This window comes from Bradyrhizobium niftali (assembly GCF_004571025.1).
GTDB lineage: Bacteria > Pseudomonadota > Alphaproteobacteria > Rhizobiales > Xanthobacteraceae > Bradyrhizobium > Bradyrhizobium niftali.
Genome location: NZ_SPQT01000026.1, coordinates 96,730 through 117,107, shown reverse-complemented (window position 1 = coordinate 117,107; position 20,378 = coordinate 96,730). Strand labels below are relative to the sequence as shown.

Genomic DNA, 20,378 nt, shown 5'->3' with positions numbered 1-20,378 from the left:
TCCTTTTTTGGTATGGCTTGATGCCGCGGCTTTGGTTAGTTTGCCGCGCACGGAACCAACAGAAAGCAAGATCATGACGGGCCATGACCACACGCATTCCCACCATGCACACGATCATGACGATCGCTGGAAACATGACGGCGTGCGCGTCATTCCCGGCAATCAGCTCGATACCAACGTGCCGTCGACGGCCGGCATGGACCGCGCGGCCGCCATCAACTTCGCCCGCGTCGGCGCGCAGAAATTGTGGGCGGGCACGGTCAGCATCAAGCCCGACGCCAAGACCGGTGCGCATCACCACGGCCATCTCGAAAGCGTCATCTATGTGGTGAAGGGCAAGGCGCGGATGCGCTGGGGCGAGAGCCTGCAATTCACCGCGGAGGCCGGCCCCGGCGATTTCATCTTCGTCCCGCCTTATGTGCCGCATCAGGAGATCAACGCCAGCCCGGACGAGGTGCTGGAATGCGTGCTGGTGCGCAGCGACGGCGAGGCGGTGGCGATCAACCTCGACATCGAGCCGGTCGAGAAGCCCGAGACGGTGCTGTGGATCGATCCGGTGCACCGGGACCCGAACGAGAAGAAGTAAGGCCGGCCCGGGCCTGCCGGTTCTGTGCGACAGAACCACGGCAGGCGGGCCTGAAAAAATATCCGGAAGCCGTGTCGGATGGCCGTCTGCCCGTCCGTCCTTGGGCAGAACCCGCCCAAGGAGCTTCCGATGCCCAAGATGATCTTCGTCAACCTGCCGGTGACCGACCTCAAGCGCGCCACGGCCTTTTATGAGGCGGTCGGCGCGGTCAGGAACCCGCAGTTCTGCGACGATACGGCGAGCTGCATGGTCTTCTCCGAGAGCATTTTCGCCATGCTCCTGACTCACGACAAATTCCGCCAGTTCACACCCAAGCCGATCGCGGATGCGAAGACCTCGAACCAGGTGCTGCTCTGCCTGTCGGCCGACAGCCGTGACGAAGTCGATGACATCGTCAGCAAGGCCGAGGCTGCCGGCGGGGTGGCCGATCCCAGCCCGAAGGATGAGTACAGCTTCATGTACGGCCGCAGCTTCGAGGATCCGGACGGCCATATGTGGGGTGTGAACTGGATGGACCTCGCGGCCTTCGCCGCGCAGTCCGAGATGGCGAACGCCTGATCGAAAATCCGAGAGCATTGAAAACCTGAAGAGGAGCGTTCTCCATGTCCAAGCTCGTGCCCTGCATGTGGTTCAACGGCGATGCCGAGGAAGCCGCGAAGTTCTACGTCTCGCTCGTGCCGGATTCGAACATCACGCATGTCCAGCGCAACGTTTCGGACAATCCCTCCGGCAAGGAAGGCTCCGTGCTCGTCGTCGAGTTCACGGTGGCCGGGCAGCCCCTGGTCGCGCTCAACGGCGGTATGAAGATGGAGTACACCCACGCGATCTCGCTGATGATCCATTGCGACGATCAGGCCCAGGTCGACAGCGTCTGGAATGCGTTCCTGGCCCATGGCGGCAAGGCAGAGCAGTGCGGCTGGCTCAGGGATCGCTGGGGCGTGGCCTGGCAGGTGGTGCCGAAAGTGATGTTCGAATTCCTGTCGAGCCCGGACCGAGCCGCGGCCGCGCGCGCGATGCAGGCCATGTTGAAGATGGTGAAGCTGGACGTCGAAGTCCTCCGACGCGCGTTCGAGGGCAAGTCCGCGGCGTGAAGGCGCATGCCCGCGCCACATACTCACTGTCATCGCCCGGCCTGATCGGGCGATCCAGTACTACGAGATAGGGCGATGATACGGTGAAGCCGCGGCGTACTGGATCGCCCGGTCTTCGCGGGGCATGACCGCGGAAGTTGAGGCTGCGCGCACAAGCCGCCACTAGTAATTAATCCTTAGCCCCACGCCGCCGTGGATGGTGTTGCCAACCGGCTGCGGGCCGAGCGTACCGTTCGCGAACAAGTCCACGATCCAGCCCTTCTGCACGCGGAAGCCGAGGCGGCCGCCATATTCGAACCAGCCCTGGTTGCCCATGGTCGGCACCACCAAGCCGTTGCCGGTCACGGTGGCGACGATGCCGCTATGGCTGGCGAACGACTGTACCCAGCCGCCGTTGATGTTGGCCTCGATGTTGCTGCCGTAGAGATGCGTCCACTGGCCGCCGATCTTGACCAGGCTGGTGCGATCGGTGCCGGTCGCAATGGTGGCGTCGAACGGGTTGAACGCCGCCGCGCTGTCCGAATAGCCGGACACGCGCTGCCAGAGCTGCCAGACCTCGATCGAGGCGGCGACCTCGTCGCGCGGCGAGACGCGGCTCATCCAGCCGGCGCGGCCATAGACGGCGTAGTTGGAGGCGTTGGTCGAGCCCGTGACGCTCACCGGGCCGAGGTTGGTGTTGTAGCTGCGCGTATAGCGCGCCTTCTCCCATGGCGTCAGGATGGTGCCGACGTCGAAGAACGGGCGCGACGAGCCCCAGTCGGTGAAGTCATAGCGCAGCGCGAAGGCGCCGATCGGCGCGCTGGTGATGTTGTAGCCGCCCTCGCTGTACTGCGTGTAGGCGATGCCGGCGAGCAGCGACAGATTGTTGGTCAGTTCCTTGCGGCCGTGAATGCCGGCCGAGAACGAGCCGGCCGAGCCGAACGCGCTGATGCAGTCGCTGCAATTGACCTGCTCGTTGACGCCGAGCAGCACCGTGCCGAGCACCCGGTTGGTGATCATCTGGTTGAAGCGCTGGTCGGCGAGGCCGCCGACCGAATTGCCGCTGGAATCGGCGCCGGTCGGGCCGGTGCTCGCGCTTGGAGAAGGCGACGGATAAGGCGACGGATAAGGACTCGGCGTGGCTGCGGGCGTGCTAGTCGACGTGGGCGTCGGCGAGCAATTTGTCTCGCAATTGGTCAGGGTTACGGTCGCGGCCGAGGCCGGCTGCACACCCCATGTCAGTGCCACTATGCCCATGGCCATCAGCGCGGCGGCGGGAAGCAGGTCGCGGATGCGGAGCGTTGCCATCGTCAGCGCCCACACAGCATGCCGTCGTCATTGACGGCGGGCGTGACGGTCGGTGAGGCGTCTGCATATTGGCTGACCGAGCACAGCCCGGCATTCGCGGCGCAGGTCGCGGCAAACGTCCAGGGCGGCGTGTTGGCCTTGCTGATGCTGACCTTGCCGCCGGTCGAGGTGATGATCGCGGTGTCGCCGGGCTGGGTGAGCTGCACGCACTGGAAGCTCAGCGTGCAGACGCTGGCTGCGCCGTCCTGGAGCACGACGACGGAGCGGCCACGTTGCGAGAGGATGTCGAGCGTGGTGCCGCGCACGCCGATGGTCGCGAGCGGCGTCGTGATCTTGTAGGCGGCCTTCTCGGAATGTCCGGTGACGAAGCGGAATGCGCCGGTGGTCATGCGGATAGCGACGTCGCGATAGCTGTGCTCGTCGTTGAAGACGGTGCGGTCGAGCTTCAGCGTGGCGCTGGGACCGAGCGACAGATTGGTGCTGTCGGCCATGACGAAGCGCGCCGCGCTGTCGGCGCCGGTGCGCACGGTCTCGTCGCGCAGCATGCTGTCGCCGACGTTGATCGGCGTCGCGGTCGCGGCCACGCGCACCACCTCGTTCTGGATCACGACGGCTTCGCCGACGCGCGTCTGCGCCTGTGCGCCAGACGCCACGCACAATGCGGCCGAGAGCAGTGTTGGGAAAAGCCAGAAACGCAAATTCATTTCGCAACCGATCGATGTGTCCCTGATCGTACCGGATCGCGCGCGCTTGCGATGTGGCGAAATTATCACAAGCGGCGCGAGACCTGCGCTATGCTTAGTGACAGTTGCGGCGGAATGCGTTCAATGAAAAGCGCCATCCATATTTTTTCCGCGGTGAAGCAGATTTGCCACGCAAAACATCCCCACAAATGCGGCTCGAATTGCCTGCGGTTCCGAAGATGTCGCGGAGCGCAGTGATTGCTGTCGCAATTTTCCTGATGGCGCATCTGGCGCTGCTGATCGGTCTCACCACGCCGGAGAAATTCGTTTTCGATGAGGTGCACTATGTGCCGGCCGCGCGACAGATGCTGGCACCCGTAATGTCGCAACCGATGCTCAATCCGATGCATCCGCCGCTGGCCAAGGAGCTGATCGCCGCATCGATCGCGGCGTTCGGCGACAACGCGCTCGGCTGGCGCTATCCGGCGACCCTGTTCGGCGCGCTCGCGATCGTCGCGATCTATCTGTGCGGCCTCGCGCTGTTCGCTGCGCAAGGGCCCGCAATCGCCGCGGCGCTGATCGCGGCCTTCAACCAGATGCTCTACGTGCAGGCGCGCATCGCGATGCTCGACATCTTTGCGCTCGGCTTCGGACTGCTCGCGACCGCCGCCTTCATGCATGGCTTTCGCCGGGAGCGGCCGCATGCGCTGTTCGCGGTGGCAGGCTGCCTGTTCGGCTGTGCTGCGGCCTGCAAATGGAGCGGCCTGTTTCCGCTCGGCATCTGCATCGTCATCGTCGCGGTGATCCGCCTAATGCAGGGCTGGCACACGCTGTTCGCCGACGCGAGGCCGGACGATTGGTATCGGCCCGACCTCTGGCCCGACTTCAGGACGCCGCATGTCGCGCTCTGCTTCGCCGTCCTGCCGGCGATGACATATCTTGCCGCTTTCGTTCCGCTTGATGGATTGTCGCTGCCCGACCTGATCGAGGCGCAGCGCCGGATCTTTGCCGACAACACCACCACCGCGATCGCCGGCCACACTTACATGAGCTCGTGGCCATCCTGGCCGCTGCTCGCCCGCCCGGTGTGGTTCCTGTTCGACAAGACGGCGGAGGACATCGTGTCGGCGATCGTCTTCCTCGGCAACCCGCTGGTGCTGTGGCCGGCGCTGGCCGCGCTCGCGATCGTGCTGCGCGACGTCGTCGTCGCGCGGCGCTGGGATGCGTTCCTGATCGCGGCGTTCTATTTCGGCCCCTGGCTCGCCTGGGCGCTGCTGCCGCGCACGCTGGGCTTCATCTACTACTATCTGCCGGCCGCGACCGTGGCGTCGCTTGCGCTGGTCTATGTGCTGTGCAGGAACGGCCTGCCGCGCTGGCTGCTGTGGGCCTATGTCGGCCTCGCCGCGATCGGCTTTGCGATCATGCTGCCGATCTCCGCGGCCTTCCTCGGAACGTCGATGCAGGGCTTCAACCGGCTGATGCTGTTCCAGAGCTGGATATGAAATCGCCGCCTGCACCATCATGGCAGGCGGCGTGTTTCGTGTGGCGATTAACCGAAAATCATTTCGACGCGGTCTTGGTGTCCATATTGACGACCTGGACGCGGCGGTTGATCGGGTCGGCGCCGTTGGCGGTATCCTTCAGCTTGGTCTTGCCGTAGCCGACGGTGACGAGATCGGTGCCGTTGAGGCCGTAGTTCTGCACCAGGTACTTCTTGATGGTGTCGGCCCGGCGTTCGGAGAGCCCTTGATTGTACTCTTCGCCGCCGATCGCGTCGGTGTGTCCGGCGACCACGAAGGTCGAGCCCTTCAGCGCCGGGTCGGAGAGCGCCTTGCCGAGCGCCTGCACCGACGGCACCGACGTCTTGGCGATGTCGGCCGAGTTGTAGTCGAACTGGATCTCCAGATCGATCTTCGGCTTGGTCGCCGCAAGCTCGGCGATCTGCTCGCGCTCGCCGGTCGAGAGCGACCGGGTCGAGCGGTTGCGCACGGTGTTCAGGAACGTCGCTTCCTTGGCCTGCACTGTCGGATCGGCCTGCGGACCGGCGGACAGACCGCGGGTCACCGGCTTCGGCTTCAACGCATCCAGGATCTTGTCGGAAGAGACGTTGTTGTCGCCGGCCAGTGCCAGGCCCGCCGTCATCGACAGCGCGGCCGTGAGCGTAATCGCCTTCAGTCCAAAAAACTTATCAAAACAGGTCATTGTCGTATCCTCGCTGTTACGCCTGATGGCGATTTGATGCTGCGAGCGTAGGGCAGGTTCAAAAGCCCTGATGTGATCCTCGTCACATTGGAAGCAGCCGCTTCCGTGGTTATCCTGGCGTGTTTTACGGCGATTCCGGTGTGAGACGGGCAGCAGCCAGTGCTCCGTGCCGAGGACAGGCGCGACGAGGCGAACAGCAATTGTCCCGTCGGCTTCCCAGCGGGTTCGAGGCGCCGAAATCCTGGCGTGATCCAGATCACATTGGTGAAGTGTGGCCGGGCTTGGTCCGGACTTGGCGGGCGAAAGTCCAGCCTCGTGCCGGAGCGGGGGCTGCCCATGAGGCTTGGTTCGCTTGCGGAAACCTCTGCACACCGATGGTCGCAAAGCCGTCTCCGCAGGGCCCGCTCGCGAACAAGAAATCGGCCAGATGCACGCCTAGCAGAGTTTCGCCACCAACCGCAGACGAAGGGGAGCCGAGTTCCATCCAGTGCCGAGGCCGAGTGATTATCAATCCCACCGCAGTGGCCCGCCGGATCGGACTGTGTCCCTGAGCTCCATGCCCATCTATATCGGCGCGGCGATGATCGCAGTGGCGATCCTGCTGTCGACCCTGATCACGGGGATGACCTCCCGCTATGTCGGCCTCGACGGGCCGAACGACGAGAACATGTGGCTTGTCGACCGCCTCACCGGCAACGTCTATCGCTGCCAGGCGGAGGGGCGGGGCAAGGCCTCGTGCGAGCCCGATATCGCCACCGGCAGCCTCAGCGATCGGCCCAGAGCACCGAAAGACGGCCGTTGAGGCCCTTCGTCTTCGCAGCGCAGCAAGAAAATTGTCTTCTCCGCGAAACGTCTGAGCGAGAGAATGCGTAATTGCGAAGGCCGGCATGACGCCGGTTTCGTTTTACGAGGAGATTTTTCCAATGAAGATCTTGCTCACCACCGCAGCCTTTGTCGCGTTCACTCTTTCCCTGTCCCCCGCATCGGCCGCGATGATGGCGTGCACCAAGGACAACATGATGAAGTCCGCCGCCATGATGGGTGGCACGGCCGATACCCCGGCCAAGATGGCGTCGAACAAGGAAATGGCCATGGCCAACACGGACATGAGCAATGGCAAGATGAAGAGCGCCTGCATGCATTACATGAAGTCGCAGAAGGCCATGACGGCGAAGTAGGCGCCGGCCATGTCAAACGGCCGCGCTGTCAGCAGATGGCAGCGCGGCATTTTCTTTTGTTGTTCCTGGTCCGCTTCTTTCTCCCGGCGCGAATCCCGCTACATTGCGTCCTGCAATGTCACGCGCGCCCAAACCGCTCCCACTCACCACCACACAGGCCCGGCAGATCTGGCTGCACGCCCAGCGGCTGGATGAGCGCACTCCGTTCGGCGAAGGTGCGCAGGCCGTTGCGGACGCGACCGCTCATCTCGGCTATGTGCAGATCGACACCATCAACGTCATCGAGCGCTGTCACCACCACATCCTGTTCAGCCGCATTCCGTCCTACCGCCGCGCCGATCTGCGCCAGGCCCAGAGCGTCGACAGAAGCGTGTTCGAATACTGGACCCATGCGCTGTCCTACATCCCCTCGAACGATTTCCGCTTCTTCCTGCCGGCGATGCGCGAGCACCGGCGCGAAGGGCACAGATGGTTCGCCTCGGTGAAGCCGGCCGATACGCGCAAGGTGATGCGGCTGGTGCGCGCCGGGCCGCTGACGATCCGCGACATCGAGGATGACGTGCTCACCGAGAAGGAGCATCTGTGGCAGAGCCGCAAACCCTCGAAGCGCGCGTTGCAGCTTGCCTTCTACACCGGCACCGTGACCATCAGCGAGCGCCAGGGCATGCTCAAGACCTACGAGCTGATGACGCGTCATTTCGGCTGGGACAAGCTGCCGAAACCGGCATCGGCAAAGGACATCACGGCCTATCTGCTCGATCGCGCGCTGCGGTCGCAGGGCGTGGTGAGTCTCGATTCGGTCTGCCATCTCGACGCGCCGAGCAAGAAGGCGGTCGCGCGCCTGATCGCCGCGCGCGCGCGTCGCGGCGAGCTCGTCCCTGTCGCGATCGATGGCGCCAAGCAGGAGCATTGGGCGGCGCCCGCGGTGCTGGAGGCCGGCGGCGAGGGGCCATCGCCCGATCTCGTCCACATCCTTTCGCCGTTCGATCCCCTGATCATCCAGCGCAAGCGCACCAACCTCATCTTCGGCTACAACCATCTGTTCGAGGCCTATGTGCCGAAGGCCAAGCGCAAGCTCGGCTATTTCGCGCTGCCGGTGCTGGTCGGTGACGAGATCGTCGCCGCGCTCGATCTCAAGACCGACCGGCAGGCCAGGAAGCTCTTGATGCAGAAATGGACGTGGGTCGGGGAGGGGAGGAAGACCGCGGGGCGCAAGGAGCTCAAGCGCGTGATCGAGGAAGAGCTCGATCGCTTCGCGCGGTTTCAATTGGCGGAGTGAGCGTCATCATTCCCCTGTCCAGGGCCCCTCTCTGAGTTCGTGCGAGTCTCGTGGGGAACGGGATTTCGGTGGTGGCCGGCAGCGATTCGGATCTCGCCGAATTGCACACGCCGCCCATCACGGCGATTGCGTGGGATCTGGCGGCGATGGGCCGCCATGCCGCGACCATGCTGCTGGAGCGGATGCGCGGCGATGAGATCGAGCGCGGCCGTGGTCTCACCGTGCCGACGGAGCTGATCATTCGCGGGTCGACGCGGCCTGTTGCGAATTGAGCGTGTTTGGCTGGGGGATCCGGTTTCTCGCGACGCGGCTGTCGAGCCAGATGCCGACGACGATGCCGATGAGGTCGGCGACCAGATTCCACAGCGAGAAGATGCGCCCCAGCAGCAGCGCGCCGGACGTGGTCAGCCGGAACGCATCGAGCCATGGCACGTGCACCAGCCGGGAGAATTCCACGACGACCGCGATCAGCACCGCGATGGCCGCAAGCTGCATCCGCGACAGCTTCGGCAGCAAGACCCCGACCAGCAGGAACACCATCGTCGCCCACAACAGCGAGCCGCCGTACTTCACGACGAAGGCGGGAAGGCCGAGCGGAAAGCCGTACCAGCGCAGGGAGAGGCCGCAGGCGATCACGACAAGCGCCAGCCCGGCCCGAACCAGGGATGTCCGAAGCGGCGCAGTGGGGTTATCCGGCTGCGCCCCATGCATTGCTTGCTCCATTGACTCTTTCGCGGCGATGCTGAAAACCCCGGATCAGCCCATAAAAGCAACAACCCTGGGGGGAAGCCATGAGCCAGACCACGACCTTTGCCGGTTCCGCCGGCACAGCCAAGACGGAAGTCGAGACCTCGACCATCCGCGCCATCTCCTGGCGCCTGATTCCGTTCCTGGTGCTGGCCTACTTCTTCTCCTATCTCGACCGCGTCAATCTCGGCTTCGCCGCGTTGACCATGAATGCGGAGCTGAAGTTCACGCCGCTGATCTTCTCCTGGGGCGCCGGCATCTTCTTCATCGGCTATTTCATCTTCGAGGTGCCGAGCAATCTGGCGCTGGAAAAGTTCGGTGCCAGCCGCTGGATCGCCCGCATCATGGTGACGTGGGGCATCATCTCGGCGCTGATGGCGATGGTCAGCGGTGTGACGAGCTTCTACGTCCTGCGCTTCCTGCTCGGCGTCGCCGAAGCCGGCTTCTTCCCCGGCATCATCCTCTACCTCACCTATTGGTATCCGGCCGAATATCGCGCCCGCTTCCTTGCGGCCTTCGCCATTGCCGTCCCGGTCTCGACCGTGATCGGGGCGCCGGTTTCGGGCCTGCTGCTCGGGCTCGATGGCACGATGGGCCTGAAGGGCTGGCAGTGGCTCTTCATCATCGAGGGCATTCCTTCCGTGCTGCTCGGCATCGTCACCTGGTTCTATCTCACCGACAGGCCGGAGAAGGCGGATTGGCTCACGGCCGAGCAGAAGGCCTGGCTCAAGGCGAAGCTCGATTCCGAAATCGCGGCCAAGCAGGCGGTGAAGCATCTGTCGCTCGGCGAAGCGCTGTCCTCGCCGAAGGTGATCGCGCTCAGCCTGATCTATTTCGGCTTCGTCGGCGCGCTCTACGGCATGCAGTTCTGGCTGCCGCAGATCGTGAAGGCGTTCGGTCTCACCAATGCCCAGACCGGCTTCGTCACCGCAATCCCGTATCTGTTCGGCACCATCGCGATGATCCTGTGGGCGCGGCATTCCGATGCCACGCGCGAGCGCGTGATGCATGTCGGCGCGCCGCTGCTGCTCACCGCGGTCGCGCTCGGCGTCTCCTCCTATCTCACCGATCCCACCCTGACGATGGTGGTGCTGACGGTGGCCGCGGTCGGCGTGTTCTGCTGTTTTGGTGTGTTCTGGACCCTGCCGACCGCCTGGCTCTCCGGCACGGCCGCGGCCGGCGGCATCGCCCTGATCAACTCGATCGGCAACCTCGCCGGCTTCGGCGGGCCGTATTTGATCGGCTGGGTCAAGGAAGCCACCGGCCAGACCTCGACCGGCCTGCTGGTGCTCGCGGTGCTGCCCCTGCTCGCCGGCATTTTGGTTTTTGTCGGCGGCCACGACAGCAAGCACGAGTTCGCCGGGCAGGGGCGGTAGAGCCAACGTCGCCCTGGCGGATGCCAGGGCCCATACTCCGCGGCTCCTCTCGGGGCGCGCGGGGAGACGGCTTCTCCCAACAACCGACTTCAGGGGTAACGGGCCCTGGCCTTCGCCAGGGCGACGGAGGGCTACCACCCCTTAACGATCACGCTTTCCTGATGACTGACGATTATTGACTTTTATCAGTGATTAGTCGACATTCCTCTCATTGCAGTCGCAGGAGTGTCCTCCGATGTTCGTCCGGTCGGTTTTGTCCAGCTATTCCAAGCTCTTGGCGGGTGTGTCGCTGGCCCTGATGGCCGCGGCGCTTGCCGGGTGCAATGACACCGTCGCCGAGAAGGCCGAGCCGCCGCGGCCGGTTCTGGTCGCCGCTGCGCATTATGATGCCGAAACCCCGGAGCGGAGCTTCGTCGGCACCGTGCGGCCGCGGATCGAAAGTGATCTCGGCTTCCGCGTCGCCGGCAAGGTCGCCAAGCGCCTCGTGGAGGTCGGCCAGACCGTCGAGATCGGCCAGCCGCTCGCCACCCTCGATGAGGTCGATCTGAAGCTCCAGGCCGAGCAGTCCGTGGCCGAGCAGACCGCGGCGACCGGTGTGCTGGCCCAGGCCGCCGCCGCCGAGCAGCGCGCCAAGGATCTGAAGGCCAAGGGCTGGACCACGGACGCGCAGATGGATTCGAGCCGCGCCGCCGCCGATGAGGCCCGCGCACGGTTGAACCGGGCCGAGCGCTCGGTCGAGCTGACCAAGAATTCCCTTTCCTACGCGACGCTCAACGCCGACGCCCGTGGCGTTGTCACCGCGACGCTGATCGAGCCCGGCCAGGTGGTTGCCGCAGGCCAGGCTTCGATCCGTGTCGCCCGCTTTGCCGAGAAGGAAGCGGTCGTCGCGATCCCTGAGACGCTGGTCGGACGTGCCAAGTCGGGCGCCGCCAGCGTCACTCTTTGGTCGGAGCCGGGCAAGAAATATACGGCCAAGCTGCGCGAGATCGCGCCCACCGCGGATACCGCGACGCGCACCTATCTCGCAAAGTTCTCGCTGCCCGAAGCCGACGACAAGGTTTCGCTCGGCATGACCGCGACGCTGACGTTGTCGGACGCCGCCACCGAGCGCGTCGCGCGGCTGCCGCTGTCGGCGCTGTTCAACGAAGGCGGCAAGCCCTCCTTCTACGTCGTCGACGACAACGGCGCGGTGACGCTGAAGCCGGTGGTGGTGAAGTCCTACGAGAGCAACGACGTCGTCATCACCAGCGGTGTCGAAGAGGGCGCCAAGATCGTCGCCCTCGGCGTGCAGAAGCTCGATCCGGGCCAGAGGGTGCGGGTCGTCTCGTCACTGTCTTTCTAGGCGTCTTTTACGAGTTTCGTCGTGTGAGGTGAGTTTCGGCCCAAGCGCAAATGCTGGGGCTGAAGCGGCGAAGCGATCCAGAACTTGCCCAGCCCCCTGGATTGCTTCGCTGCCTCGCGACGACGGGTTGAACAGAGTGGCTGACGTTTTTGCAATTGGATCGTCTTTTCGGAGAGAGCGATGAAGCGCTTCAATCTTTCGGCCTGGGCCGTCAGCCATCCGACGCTGGTCCTGTTCCTGATGCTCGTGCTCGGCGTCGCCGGCTTCTTCTCCTATCAGAAGCTCGGCCGCGCCGAGGATCCGTTCTTCACGGTGAAGGTGGTCAACGTCTCCGTGATCTGGCCGGGCGCAACCGCCCAGGAGATGCAGACCCAGGTCGCCGATCCCATCGAGAAGAAGATCCAGGAGCTGCCTTACTTCGAGAAGGTGCAGACCTATTCCAAGCCTGCCTTCACCGCGCTCCAGGTCACCTTCCGCGACTCGACGCCGCCGAAGGACGTGCCTTACCTCTTCTATCTGCTGCGCAAGAAGCTGGTCGACGTGCAGGGCCAGCTGCCCTCCGGCATCCTCGGACCCGTCGTCAACGACGAGTTCTCCGACGTCGATTCGATCCTCTACATGATGACCGGCGACGGCGCCGACTATGCCCAGCTCAAGAAGGTGTCCGAAGGCTTCCGTCAGCGCCTCCTGAAGGTGCCGGGCGTGACCAAGGTTGACGTCTACGGCAATCAGGACGAGCGCATCTTCGTCGAGTTCAGCCATGCCAAGCTCGCCACCCTTGGCATCACGCCGCAGGCGCTGTTCGACTCGCTCGCCAAGCAGAACAACGTGACCCCGGCCGGCACGGTCGAGACCTCCTCGCAGCGCGTGCCGCTGCGTGTCACCGGTGCGCTCGACGGCGCCAAGGCCGTGGCCGAGACCCCGGTCGAGAGCAACGGCCGCGTCTTCCGCCTGGGGGATATCGCCACCGTCACCCACGGCTATGTCGATCCCCCGAGCTTCGTCGTGCGCCAGGAAGGCAAGGCCGCGATCGGCATCGGTGTCGTCACCGCCAAGGGCGCCAACATCCTCGATCTCGGCAAGGAGGTCGAGAAGGCCACCGCCGAGTTCATGAAGGCGGTGCCGCAGGGCATCGATGTCAAGCTCATCGCCGACCAGCCCAAGGTGGTCGAGCACGCCGTCGGCGAGTTCGTGCACTCCTTCATGGAAGCGCTCGTCATCGTGCTGTTCGTCTCGTTCCTGGCACTCGGCTGGCGCACCGGCATCGTGGTCGCGCTGTCCGTGCCGCTGGTGCTCGGCATCGTCTTCATCGTCATGAACACGATGTCGCTCGACCTGCACCGCATCACGCTCGGCGCGCTGATCATCGCGCTCGGCCTTCTGGTGGATGACGCCATCATCGCGGTCGAGATGATGGTGGTGAAGATGGAGCAGGGCTGGGACCGCATGCGCGCGGCGTCCTTCGCCTGGGAATCCACTGCGTTTCCGATGCTCACGGGAACGCTGGTCACGGCCGCTGGCTTCCTCCCCATCGGCTTTGCCAATTCCGCGGTCGGCGAATATGCCGGCAGCATCTTCTGGATCGTGGCGATCGCGCTGGTCGCCTCCTGGTTCGTGGCGGTGATCTTCACGCCCTATATCGGCGTCATGCTGCTGCCGAACATCAAGGTGCACCACAACCACGATCCGCACGCGGTCTACGAGACCCGCATGTATCGCGGCCTGCGCGCTGTCGTGCAGTGGTGCGTCAATCACCGCATCACGGTGGTGGTCGCGACCGTCGGCGTCTTCGTCGCCTCGGTCGTCGGCTTCGGTCATGTCCAGCAGCAGTTCTTCCCGCTGTCGGAGCGGCCCGAGCTGTTCCTTCAGCTGCGCCTGCCCGAGGGCACCGCCTTCAACGTCACCGAGAAGGCGGTGAAGAAGGCCGAGACGCTGCTTAAGGACGACAAGGACATCGAGACCTATACCGCCTATGTCGGCCAGGGTTCGCCGCGCTTCTGGCTCGGCCTCAACCCGCAGCTTCCGAACGAGGCCTTTGCCGAGGTCGTCATCGTCGCCAAGGGCGTCGAGGCGCGCGAGCGCATCAAGGCCAAGATCGAAAATGCGGCCGCCGATGGCTTTCTGTCCGAGGCGCGTGTCCGTGTCGATCGCTTCAACTTCGGTCCGCCGGTGGGCTTCCCCGTGCAGTTCCGCGTGATCGGCCCCGACGCCAACAAGGTGCGCGAGATCGCCTACGAGGTCCGCGACGTCATGCGGCAGAACAAGAGCGTCAAGGATGTCCAGCTCGACTGGAACGAGCAGTCGCCCTATCTCAAGCTCGTCGTCGACCAGGATCGCGCCCGTGCCATGGGCCTGACCCCGCAGGACGTGTCGCAGGCGCTTGCAATGCTGATCTCGGGCTCGCAAGTCACGACCGTGCGCGATGGCATCGAGAAGGTCGGCGTGGTCGCCCGTGCGATCCCGTCCGAGCGCCTCGACCTCGGCGGCGTCGGCGACCTCACGATCACCTCGCGCAATGGCGTTGCCGTGCCGCTCCAGCAGATCGCCAAGATCGAGTACTCCCACGAGGAGCCGATCATGTGGCGGCGCAACCGCGACATGGCGATCACCGTGCGCTCCGATGTCGTCGACGGCGTGCAGGCGCCCGACGTCACCAACCAGATCACGCCGAAGCTGAAGGCGATCAAGGATCATCTCGAGCCGGCCTACCGCATCGAGCCGGGCGGCGCGTTCGAGGAATCCGCCAAGGGCAATGCCTCGATCTTCATCCTCTTCCCGGTGATGGTCATGGTGATGCTGACGCTGCTGATGATCCAGCTTCAGAGCTTCTCGCGCCTGATCCTGGTGTTCCTGACCGCGCCGCTCGGCATCGTCGGTGCGTCCCTGGGCCTCAACGTCGCCAACGCCCCGTTCGGCTTCGTGGCGCTGCTCGGCCTGATCGCGCTCGCCGGCATGATCATGCGCAACGCGGTCATCCTGGTCGACCAGATCGAGACCGACGTTTCTCATGGGTTGACCCGCCGAGAGGCGATCGTGGAGGCGACCGTCCGCCGGGCTCGTCCGGTGGTGCTGACGGCGCTGGCCGCCATCCTGGCCATGATCCCGCTGACGCGCTCGGCGTTCTGGGGCCCGATGGCGATCACGATCATGGGCGGCCTGTTCGTGGCGACCTTCCTGACGCTCCTGTATCTGCCGGGCCTCTACGCCCTGTGGTTCAGGAAGAGCCTGGACGAGGCCGGCACCCCCGAGCAGCCTGCCGCGCCGCAGCATGGGAGCGATGACCCGCACGCAATTCCGCTTGCTGAAGCGGCTGAATAAGTGAGAAGAAGTGCTGACTGACGAGTCCTGACAGATGACACTGGTTGCGGAACATATCGAAGGCGACACCCGGGATCGTATCCTCGAGGTGGCCGAGCGGCTGTTCCGCCAGATCGGCTACCAGAAGACCACGGTCGGCGACATCGCCAAGGAGCTCAGGATGAGCCCCGCCAACGTCTATCGCTTCTTCGAATCGAAGAAGGCGATTCACCAGGCGGTGGCTCGTTCGCTGATGGGCGAGGTTGAGATCGAAGCGCAGCGGATCGTGGCGAGGCCTGGTCCGGTGCTCCCGCGCTTCCGCGAGCTGCTCACCACCATCCATCGCATGAACACCGAGCGCTATGTCGGCGATAACAAGCTGCATGAGATGGTCGAGATCGCGATGCAGGAGGACTGGGACGTCTGCGTCGCCCATATGGAGTGCATTGCCGGGGTCATCGGCCAGATGATCGCTCAGGGCGCGGCCTCCGGCGAGTTCGAGGCCCCGGACCTGCAACTGGCCGCGCTGTGCTCCTGCACGGCGATGATGCGCTTCTTCCACCCCCAGATGATCGCCCAGTGCGCAACCAAGCCGGGCCCGACCATCGACCAGATGATCGATTTCGTCATCGCGGGTCTGTCGCCGCGTCACTGACGGGCACTGGAATTTCCCCTATAAGCAGGCCGACCGCCCTGGACTGACCGGCTGGTGGCGGGCGAGGACGGATCAACAAACTCCGTCGTTGCGAGCGCAGCGAAGCAATCCAGACTGTCTCCGCGGCGGGATTCTGGATTGCTTCGCTGCGCTCGCAATGACGATCAGGGGAAAGCCAGCGTGACCGACAAAGACCTGTACTTCTACGAGCCCTCCAAGGGCCACGGCCTCAAGCACGATCCCTTCAACGCCATCATCGCACCGCGGCCGATCGGCTGGATCTCCTCCCGCGACACCAGGGGCCACGTCAATCTCGCGCCCTACAGCTTCTTCAACGCCTTTTGCTACGTGCCGCCGATCATCGGCTTCTCCTCCACCAACTGGAAGGACACGGTCGCGAACATGGAGCAGACCGGCGAGTTCGTCTGGAATCTCGCCACGATGGATCTCGCCAGGCAGATGAATGCGACCGCGGCGCATGTCGCGCCTGAGGTCGACGAGTTCGAGGTCGCCGGCCTCACCGCCGTGCCCGGCAAGCTCGTCAACGTGCCGCGGGTGGCTGAGAGCCCCGTCGCCTTCGAGTGCAAGGTGTCCGACATCGTCCGCCTCAAGGGCGCCGACGGCAAGGAGGCCGATGCCTGGCTGACGCTGGGTGAGGTCGTCGCCGTCCATATCGACAAGGCCATGATCAAGGACGGCGTCTACCAGACCGCCGCCGCCCGCCCCATCGTCCGCGCCGGCCGCCGCGGCGACTATTTCGAGATCAAGCCGGAAAACATGTTCGAGATGGTCCGGCCGGATTAGGCCGGCGCTGCTCTCTTCACCGTCATTCCGGGGCGCGCCGTCAGGCGCGAACCCGGAATCCATACTCCCGATGGTGGTTATGGATTCCGGGCTCGACGCTCGCGCGTCGCCCCGGAATGACGATGGGGCCTTCAGCCCGATTCCCCTCCGCGGAACTGCCCCCACGCCCCGGCCGTTATGGCCCCCGGGGCGGCCGCCCGGCCGCGTCAATTCGCTTCTTTTTGCGCGCGAAGTGTTCACTTACCCCGGCCACTTTCCGCTAAAATGTCGGTCACCCGCGCTGATCCATGAGGTTTTGCCATGAGCTTCCGCCGCGACACCATCACAAAACCGATCTTCTCCTGGGCGCGCGGCGTGCTGCCGGCGATGTCCGACACCGAGCGTGAGGCGCTGGAGGCCGGGGACGTCTGGTGGGACGCCGATCTGTTCACCGGCAACCCTGATTGGGCGAAGCTGCTGAAGGTCCCGCCGGCAGCCCTGACCGACGAGGAGCAGGCCTTTCTCAACGGCCCGGTCGACGAGCTCTGCGCCATGCTCGACGAGTGGAAGATTTTTTGGGAATGGCGCGACTTGCCGCCGGATGTCTGGCACTTCGTCAAGCGCGAGAAATTCTTCGGCATGATCATCCCGAAGGAGTTTGGCGGCCTCGGCTTCTCGCCCTACGCCCATTCGGAAGTCGTGCGCAAGATCTCGACCCGCTCGATCGCTGCCGCCGTCACGGTGATGGTGCCGAACTCCCTCGGCCCCGGCGAACTCCTCATGCGCTTCGGCACGAAGGAGCAGCAGGCGCGCTGGTTGCCGCGGCTCGCCGACGGCCGCGACATTCCCTGCTTCGGCCTCACCAGCCCTGAAGCCGGCTCCGACGCGGCCTCGATGGTGGACACCGGCATCATCTGCAAGGGCACCTTCGAAGGCCGCGAGGTCGTAGGCCTCAGGCTCAACTGGCACAAGCGCTACATCACGCTCGGCCCCGTCGCGACGCTGCTCGGCCTCGCCTTCAAGGCCTATGATCCCGACCACCTCGTGGGCCAGCAGGAAGAGCTCGGCATCACCGTGGCACTGATCCCGACCAATCTGCCCGGCGTCGAGATCGGCCACCGCCATCTGCCGTCGATGCAGGTGTTCCAGAACGGTCCGAACTGGGGCCGCGACGTCTTCATCCCGCTCGACTACGTCATCGGCGGCAAGGAGCGCCTCGGGCAGGGCTGGAAGATGCTGATGACGGCGCTTGCCGCCGGCCGCGGCATCTCGCTGCCGTCGCTGTCGGCGGCCGGCGCCGCCTACGCCGCGCGCACCACCGGCGCCTATGCCCGCATCCGTGAGCAGTTCGGCATCTCTATCTCCAAGTTCGAGGGTGTCGAGGAGCCGCTCGCCCGCATCGTCGCCACCGCCTATCAGCTCGACGCGGCGCGCCGGCTCACCTGCGCGGCGCTCAATGCCGGCGTTCATCCGGCCGTCATCTCCGGCATCATGAAGCTGCACGCGACCGAGCGGATGCGCACCGCCATCGACGACGCCATGGACATTCACGGCGGCAAGGCCGTGATCGACGGTCCGCAAAACTATCTCGGCAATTTGCACCGCGCCGTCCCGGTCGGCATCACGGTCGAGGGCGCCAATATCCTGACCCGCAATCTCATCGTGTTCGGGCAGGGCGCGATCCGCGCCCATCCCTATCTGCTCGACGAGATGAACGCGCTCGCCGACACCGACCGCGCGCGCGGGCTCACGGCCTTCGACACCGCGTTCTGGAAACATGTCGGCCACAGCTTCCAGACGCTCTTCCGTGCCTTCGGCTGGAGCTGGACCTTCGGCGCGTTCGCGCCGGCGCCGGATGCGGGCGAGGCCACGCCATTCTATCGCCAGCTCTCGCGCTATTCGGCGGCGTTTGCGCTCTGCGCCGACATGGCGCTGCTCACGCTCGGCGGCGCGCTCAAGCGCAAGGAGATGCTCTCGGCGCGCTTCGGCGACATTCTGTCCGAGCTCTATCTGCTCTCGGCCGCGCTGAAACGCTGGCAGGACGAGGGCCGGCAGACGGAGGACTTAGCCGCGCTGGAATGGTGCATGGCGACCGGCTTCAAGACCATTGAAAATCGGCTCGCGGAAATTCTCGCCAATCTGCCGAACCGCTTCGTCGCCGGTTTCCTCAAGCTCGTGGTCCAGCCTTTCGGCGCCCGTGTGCTCGGCCCGTCCGACCGGGTCGTGCACCGATGCGCAAGCCTCGTGCTGGAGCCGTCGGCGGCACGCGACCGCCTCACGCCCGACCTTGCTTATGTCGACGACGACGGCGGCTTTGCCCGGCTGGAGCGCGCCTTCAAGCTGGTCGCGGGCACCGACGCGATCGCCAAGCGTATCCGCGCCGCGCATATCAGCGAGTTGAAGGAGGCGGTGGCCAAGGGCGTGATCACGCAGGCCGAGGGCGAGCAGCTTGCCGCGGCCCGCGAAGCCGTCACGAAGGTGATCGAGGTCGACGATTTTGCGCCGGAGGCGCTGTCGCCGATTTACAAGAAAACCGGAGATGTGCATCAGTTCTTCCAGGAACTCGGTGAACAGAGGGCGGCGAGCTGATGGCACGACCGGTATTCATCGTCGACGGCAGCCGGACGCCGTTCTTGAAGGCGCGCTCGGGGCCCGGCCCGTTCACGCCCGTCGATCTCGCCGTGCAATGCGGACGGCCGCTCTTGGCGCGCCAGCCGTTTTCGCCCACAACTTTCGACCAGGTCATCCTCGGCTGTGTCAACGTCATCGCGGACGAGATGAATCCGGCTCGCGTCGCCGCGCTCCGGCTCGGCATGGGCGAGGACATGGTCGCCTTCACCGTGCAGATCAATTGCGGCTCCGGCATGCAGTCGATCGACACCGCCTACCGCTATATCCGCGAGGGCCATGCCGACATGATCCTGGCCGGCGGCACTGAAGCGCTGAGCCACGCGCCGCTGGTCTGGCCGAATTCCGGCGTGCGCTGGTTCGCCGGCCTTGCCACCGCCAAGGGCGTCGCCGCGAAATTGGCCGCCGCCTTCAAATTGCGGCCGCGCTATCTCAAGCCGATCATCGGCCTGGAGCGCGGGCTCACCGACCCCATCACGGACTTGAACATGGGGCAGACCGCCGAGGTCGTCGGCCATCTCTTCGGCATCACCCGCGCGCAGTCCGACGCCTACGCCGCCGAGAGCCATCGCCGGCTCGCCCATGCGCAGGCCGAAGGTTTTCTCAAGGGCGAGGTCGAGACCGCGTTCTCCCGCGATGGCAAGTTCTTCGACCATGACGACGGCGTGCGGCCGGACTCGACCGCCGAGACGCTCGCAAAGCTGAGGCCGGTGTTCGAGCGCCCCTGGGGCCAGGTGACAGCCGGCAATTCCTCGCAGATCACCGACGGCGCATCCTGGGTGATCCTCGCCTCCGACGCGGCAGTCGCAAAACACAAGCTGACGCCGAAGGCCGTCATCGTCGACAGCAACTGGGCCGCGCTCGATCCTGCTATCATGGGGCTCGGTCCCGTGATGTCCGCGACGCCGCTGCTCCAGCGCAACGACCTCACCGTCAAGGACGTCGAGACCTGGGAGCTGAACGAAGCTTTCGCGACGCAGGTGCTCGGTTGCCTCGCCGCCTGGAACGACGACACATTCTGCCGCGAGATTCTGGGGCTCGACGGCGCCGCCGGCGAGATCGACCGTGACAAGCTCAATGTCGATGGCGGCGCGATCTCGCTCGGCCATCCCGTCGGCACCTCCGGCAACCGCATCGTGCTGCATCTGGTCAATGCGATGAAGCGCCTCGGCACCCGGCGCGGCGTCGCCACCGAATGCATCGGCGGCGGGCTCGGCGGCGCCATGCTGATCGAGGCGGTGTGA

The 20,378-nt window shown here is 64.9% G+C and carries 19 protein-coding genes; 15 read left to right on the top strand and 4 right to left on the bottom strand.

Annotated features, from left to right (window positions below; all coding sequences use genetic code 11):
* Nucleotides 1-73 precede the first annotated feature (73 nt).
* From E4K65_RS34575 to E4K65_RS34565, 3 genes are all read left to right on the top strand, one after another.
* Nucleotides 74-586, top strand: a complete 513-nt coding sequence (locus E4K65_RS34575) for a cupin domain-containing protein (RefSeq protein ID WP_011085194.1) — start codon at nucleotides 74-76, stop codon at nucleotides 584-586.
* Between the two features lie 129 nt (nucleotides 587-715).
* A complete protein-coding gene (locus tag E4K65_RS34570) occupies nucleotides 716-1,144 on the top strand; it encodes a VOC family protein (protein ID WP_135177939.1) in 429 nt (142 codons plus the stop codon).
* 44 nt (nucleotides 1,145-1,188) lie between these two features.
* Nucleotides 1,189-1,677: a VOC family protein gene (locus E4K65_RS34565; RefSeq protein WP_135177938.1), complete on the top strand. Its 489-nt coding sequence runs from the start codon at nucleotides 1,189-1,191 to the stop codon at nucleotides 1,675-1,677.
* Nucleotides 1,678-1,839: 162 nt separating this feature from the next.
* Here the strand turns inward: E4K65_RS34565 and E4K65_RS34560 are convergent, their stop codons facing one another.
* Nucleotides 1,840-2,964, bottom strand: coding sequence for a hypothetical protein (locus tag E4K65_RS34560; protein WP_167771392.1), 1,125 nt, complete (start codon nucleotides 2,962-2,964; stop codon nucleotides 1,840-1,842).
* A gap of 2 nt (nucleotides 2,965-2,966) precedes the next feature.
* Entirely contained in the window at nucleotides 2,967-3,668 is a 702-nt protein-coding gene (locus E4K65_RS34555; RefSeq protein ID WP_167771391.1) for a FecR family protein, read from the bottom strand.
* Nucleotides 3,669-3,886: 218 nt separating this feature from the next.
* Here E4K65_RS34555 and E4K65_RS34550 point away from each other — a divergent pair, with 218 nt between their 5' ends.
* The gene (locus E4K65_RS34550) at nucleotides 3,887-5,149 is read left to right on the top strand and encodes a phospholipid carrier-dependent glycosyltransferase (RefSeq protein ID WP_235885829.1); all 1,263 of its coding nucleotides are present in this window, start codon (nucleotides 3,887-3,889) and stop codon (nucleotides 5,147-5,149) included.
* Nucleotides 5,150-5,207: 58 nt separating this feature from the next.
* On the opposite strand, the gene E4K65_RS34545 is transcribed toward E4K65_RS34550, so the two are convergent.
* Nucleotides 5,208-5,849 (bottom strand): OmpA family protein, encoded by a 642-nt coding sequence (locus E4K65_RS34545; RefSeq protein WP_135177935.1) that lies wholly within the window; start codon nucleotides 5,847-5,849, stop codon nucleotides 5,208-5,210.
* A 556-nt stretch (nucleotides 5,850-6,405) separates the two neighbouring features.
* Between E4K65_RS34545 and E4K65_RS34540 the strand changes: the two genes are divergently transcribed.
* The 4 genes from E4K65_RS34540 (at nucleotide 6,406) to E4K65_RS34525 (ending at nucleotide 8,578) form a co-directional block, all read left to right on the top strand.
* Nucleotides 6,406-6,651 (top strand): hypothetical protein, encoded by a 246-nt coding sequence (locus E4K65_RS34540; protein WP_135177934.1) that lies wholly within the window; start codon nucleotides 6,406-6,408, stop codon nucleotides 6,649-6,651.
* Between the two features lie 121 nt (nucleotides 6,652-6,772).
* On the top strand, nucleotides 6,773-7,027 hold the full coding sequence (locus E4K65_RS34535) for a hypothetical protein (RefSeq protein WP_027549347.1): 255 nt from the start codon (nucleotides 6,773-6,775) through the stop codon (nucleotides 7,025-7,027).
* A gap of 115 nt (nucleotides 7,028-7,142) precedes the next feature.
* Complete coding sequence (locus E4K65_RS34530; protein WP_135177933.1) at nucleotides 7,143-8,306, top strand: winged helix-turn-helix domain-containing protein; 1,164 nt, start codon at nucleotides 7,143-7,145, stop codon at nucleotides 8,304-8,306.
* Nucleotides 8,307-8,377: 71 nt separating this feature from the next.
* Nucleotides 8,378-8,578, top strand: a complete 201-nt coding sequence (locus E4K65_RS34525; RefSeq protein WP_235885827.1) for a substrate-binding domain-containing protein — start codon at nucleotides 8,378-8,380, stop codon at nucleotides 8,576-8,578.
* Here the strand turns inward: E4K65_RS34525 and E4K65_RS34520 are convergent.
* Nucleotides 8,544-9,017, bottom strand: coding sequence for a ribosomal maturation YjgA family protein (locus E4K65_RS34520; protein ID WP_167771400.1), 474 nt, complete (start codon nucleotides 9,015-9,017; stop codon nucleotides 8,544-8,546). The two genes, E4K65_RS34525 and E4K65_RS34520, sit on opposite strands and share 35 nt — an antisense overlap.
* A gap of 80 nt (nucleotides 9,018-9,097) precedes the next feature.
* Here E4K65_RS34520 and E4K65_RS34515 point away from each other — a divergent pair, with 80 nt between their 5' ends.
* From E4K65_RS34515 to E4K65_RS34485, 7 genes are all read left to right on the top strand, one after another.
* Nucleotides 9,098-10,429 carry an MFS transporter gene (locus E4K65_RS34515; protein ID WP_135177931.1) on the top strand — a complete coding sequence of 444 codons (1,332 nt, stop codon included), beginning with the start codon at nucleotides 9,098-9,100 and terminating at the stop codon, nucleotides 10,427-10,429.
* Nucleotides 10,430-10,664: 235 nt separating this feature from the next.
* Nucleotides 10,665-11,771, top strand: coding sequence for an efflux RND transporter periplasmic adaptor subunit (locus E4K65_RS34510; protein WP_135177930.1), 1,107 nt, complete (start codon nucleotides 10,665-10,667; stop codon nucleotides 11,769-11,771).
* A 180-nt stretch (nucleotides 11,772-11,951) separates the two neighbouring features.
* Nucleotides 11,952-15,089 (top strand): efflux RND transporter permease subunit, encoded by a 3,138-nt coding sequence (locus E4K65_RS34505; protein ID WP_135177929.1) that lies wholly within the window; start codon nucleotides 11,952-11,954, stop codon nucleotides 15,087-15,089.
* A gap of 34 nt (nucleotides 15,090-15,123) precedes the next feature.
* The gene (locus E4K65_RS34500; protein ID WP_027549341.1) at nucleotides 15,124-15,723 is read left to right on the top strand and encodes a TetR/AcrR family transcriptional regulator; all 600 of its coding nucleotides are present in this window, start codon (nucleotides 15,124-15,126) and stop codon (nucleotides 15,721-15,723) included.
* Nucleotides 15,724-15,903: 180 nt separating this feature from the next.
* A complete protein-coding gene (locus E4K65_RS34495) occupies nucleotides 15,904-16,527 on the top strand; it encodes a flavin reductase family protein (RefSeq protein ID WP_135177928.1) in 624 nt (207 codons plus the stop codon).
* Nucleotides 16,528-16,827: 300 nt separating this feature from the next.
* On the top strand, nucleotides 16,828-19,095 hold the full coding sequence (locus E4K65_RS34490) for an acyl-CoA dehydrogenase (protein WP_135177927.1): 2,268 nt from the start codon (nucleotides 16,828-16,830) through the stop codon (nucleotides 19,093-19,095).
* On the top strand, nucleotides 19,095-20,378 hold the full coding sequence (locus E4K65_RS34485; RefSeq protein ID WP_027549338.1) for an acetyl-CoA C-acetyltransferase: 1,284 nt from the start codon (nucleotides 19,095-19,097) through the stop codon (nucleotides 20,376-20,378). The genes E4K65_RS34490 and E4K65_RS34485 overlap by 1 nt, the downstream gene beginning before the upstream one ends.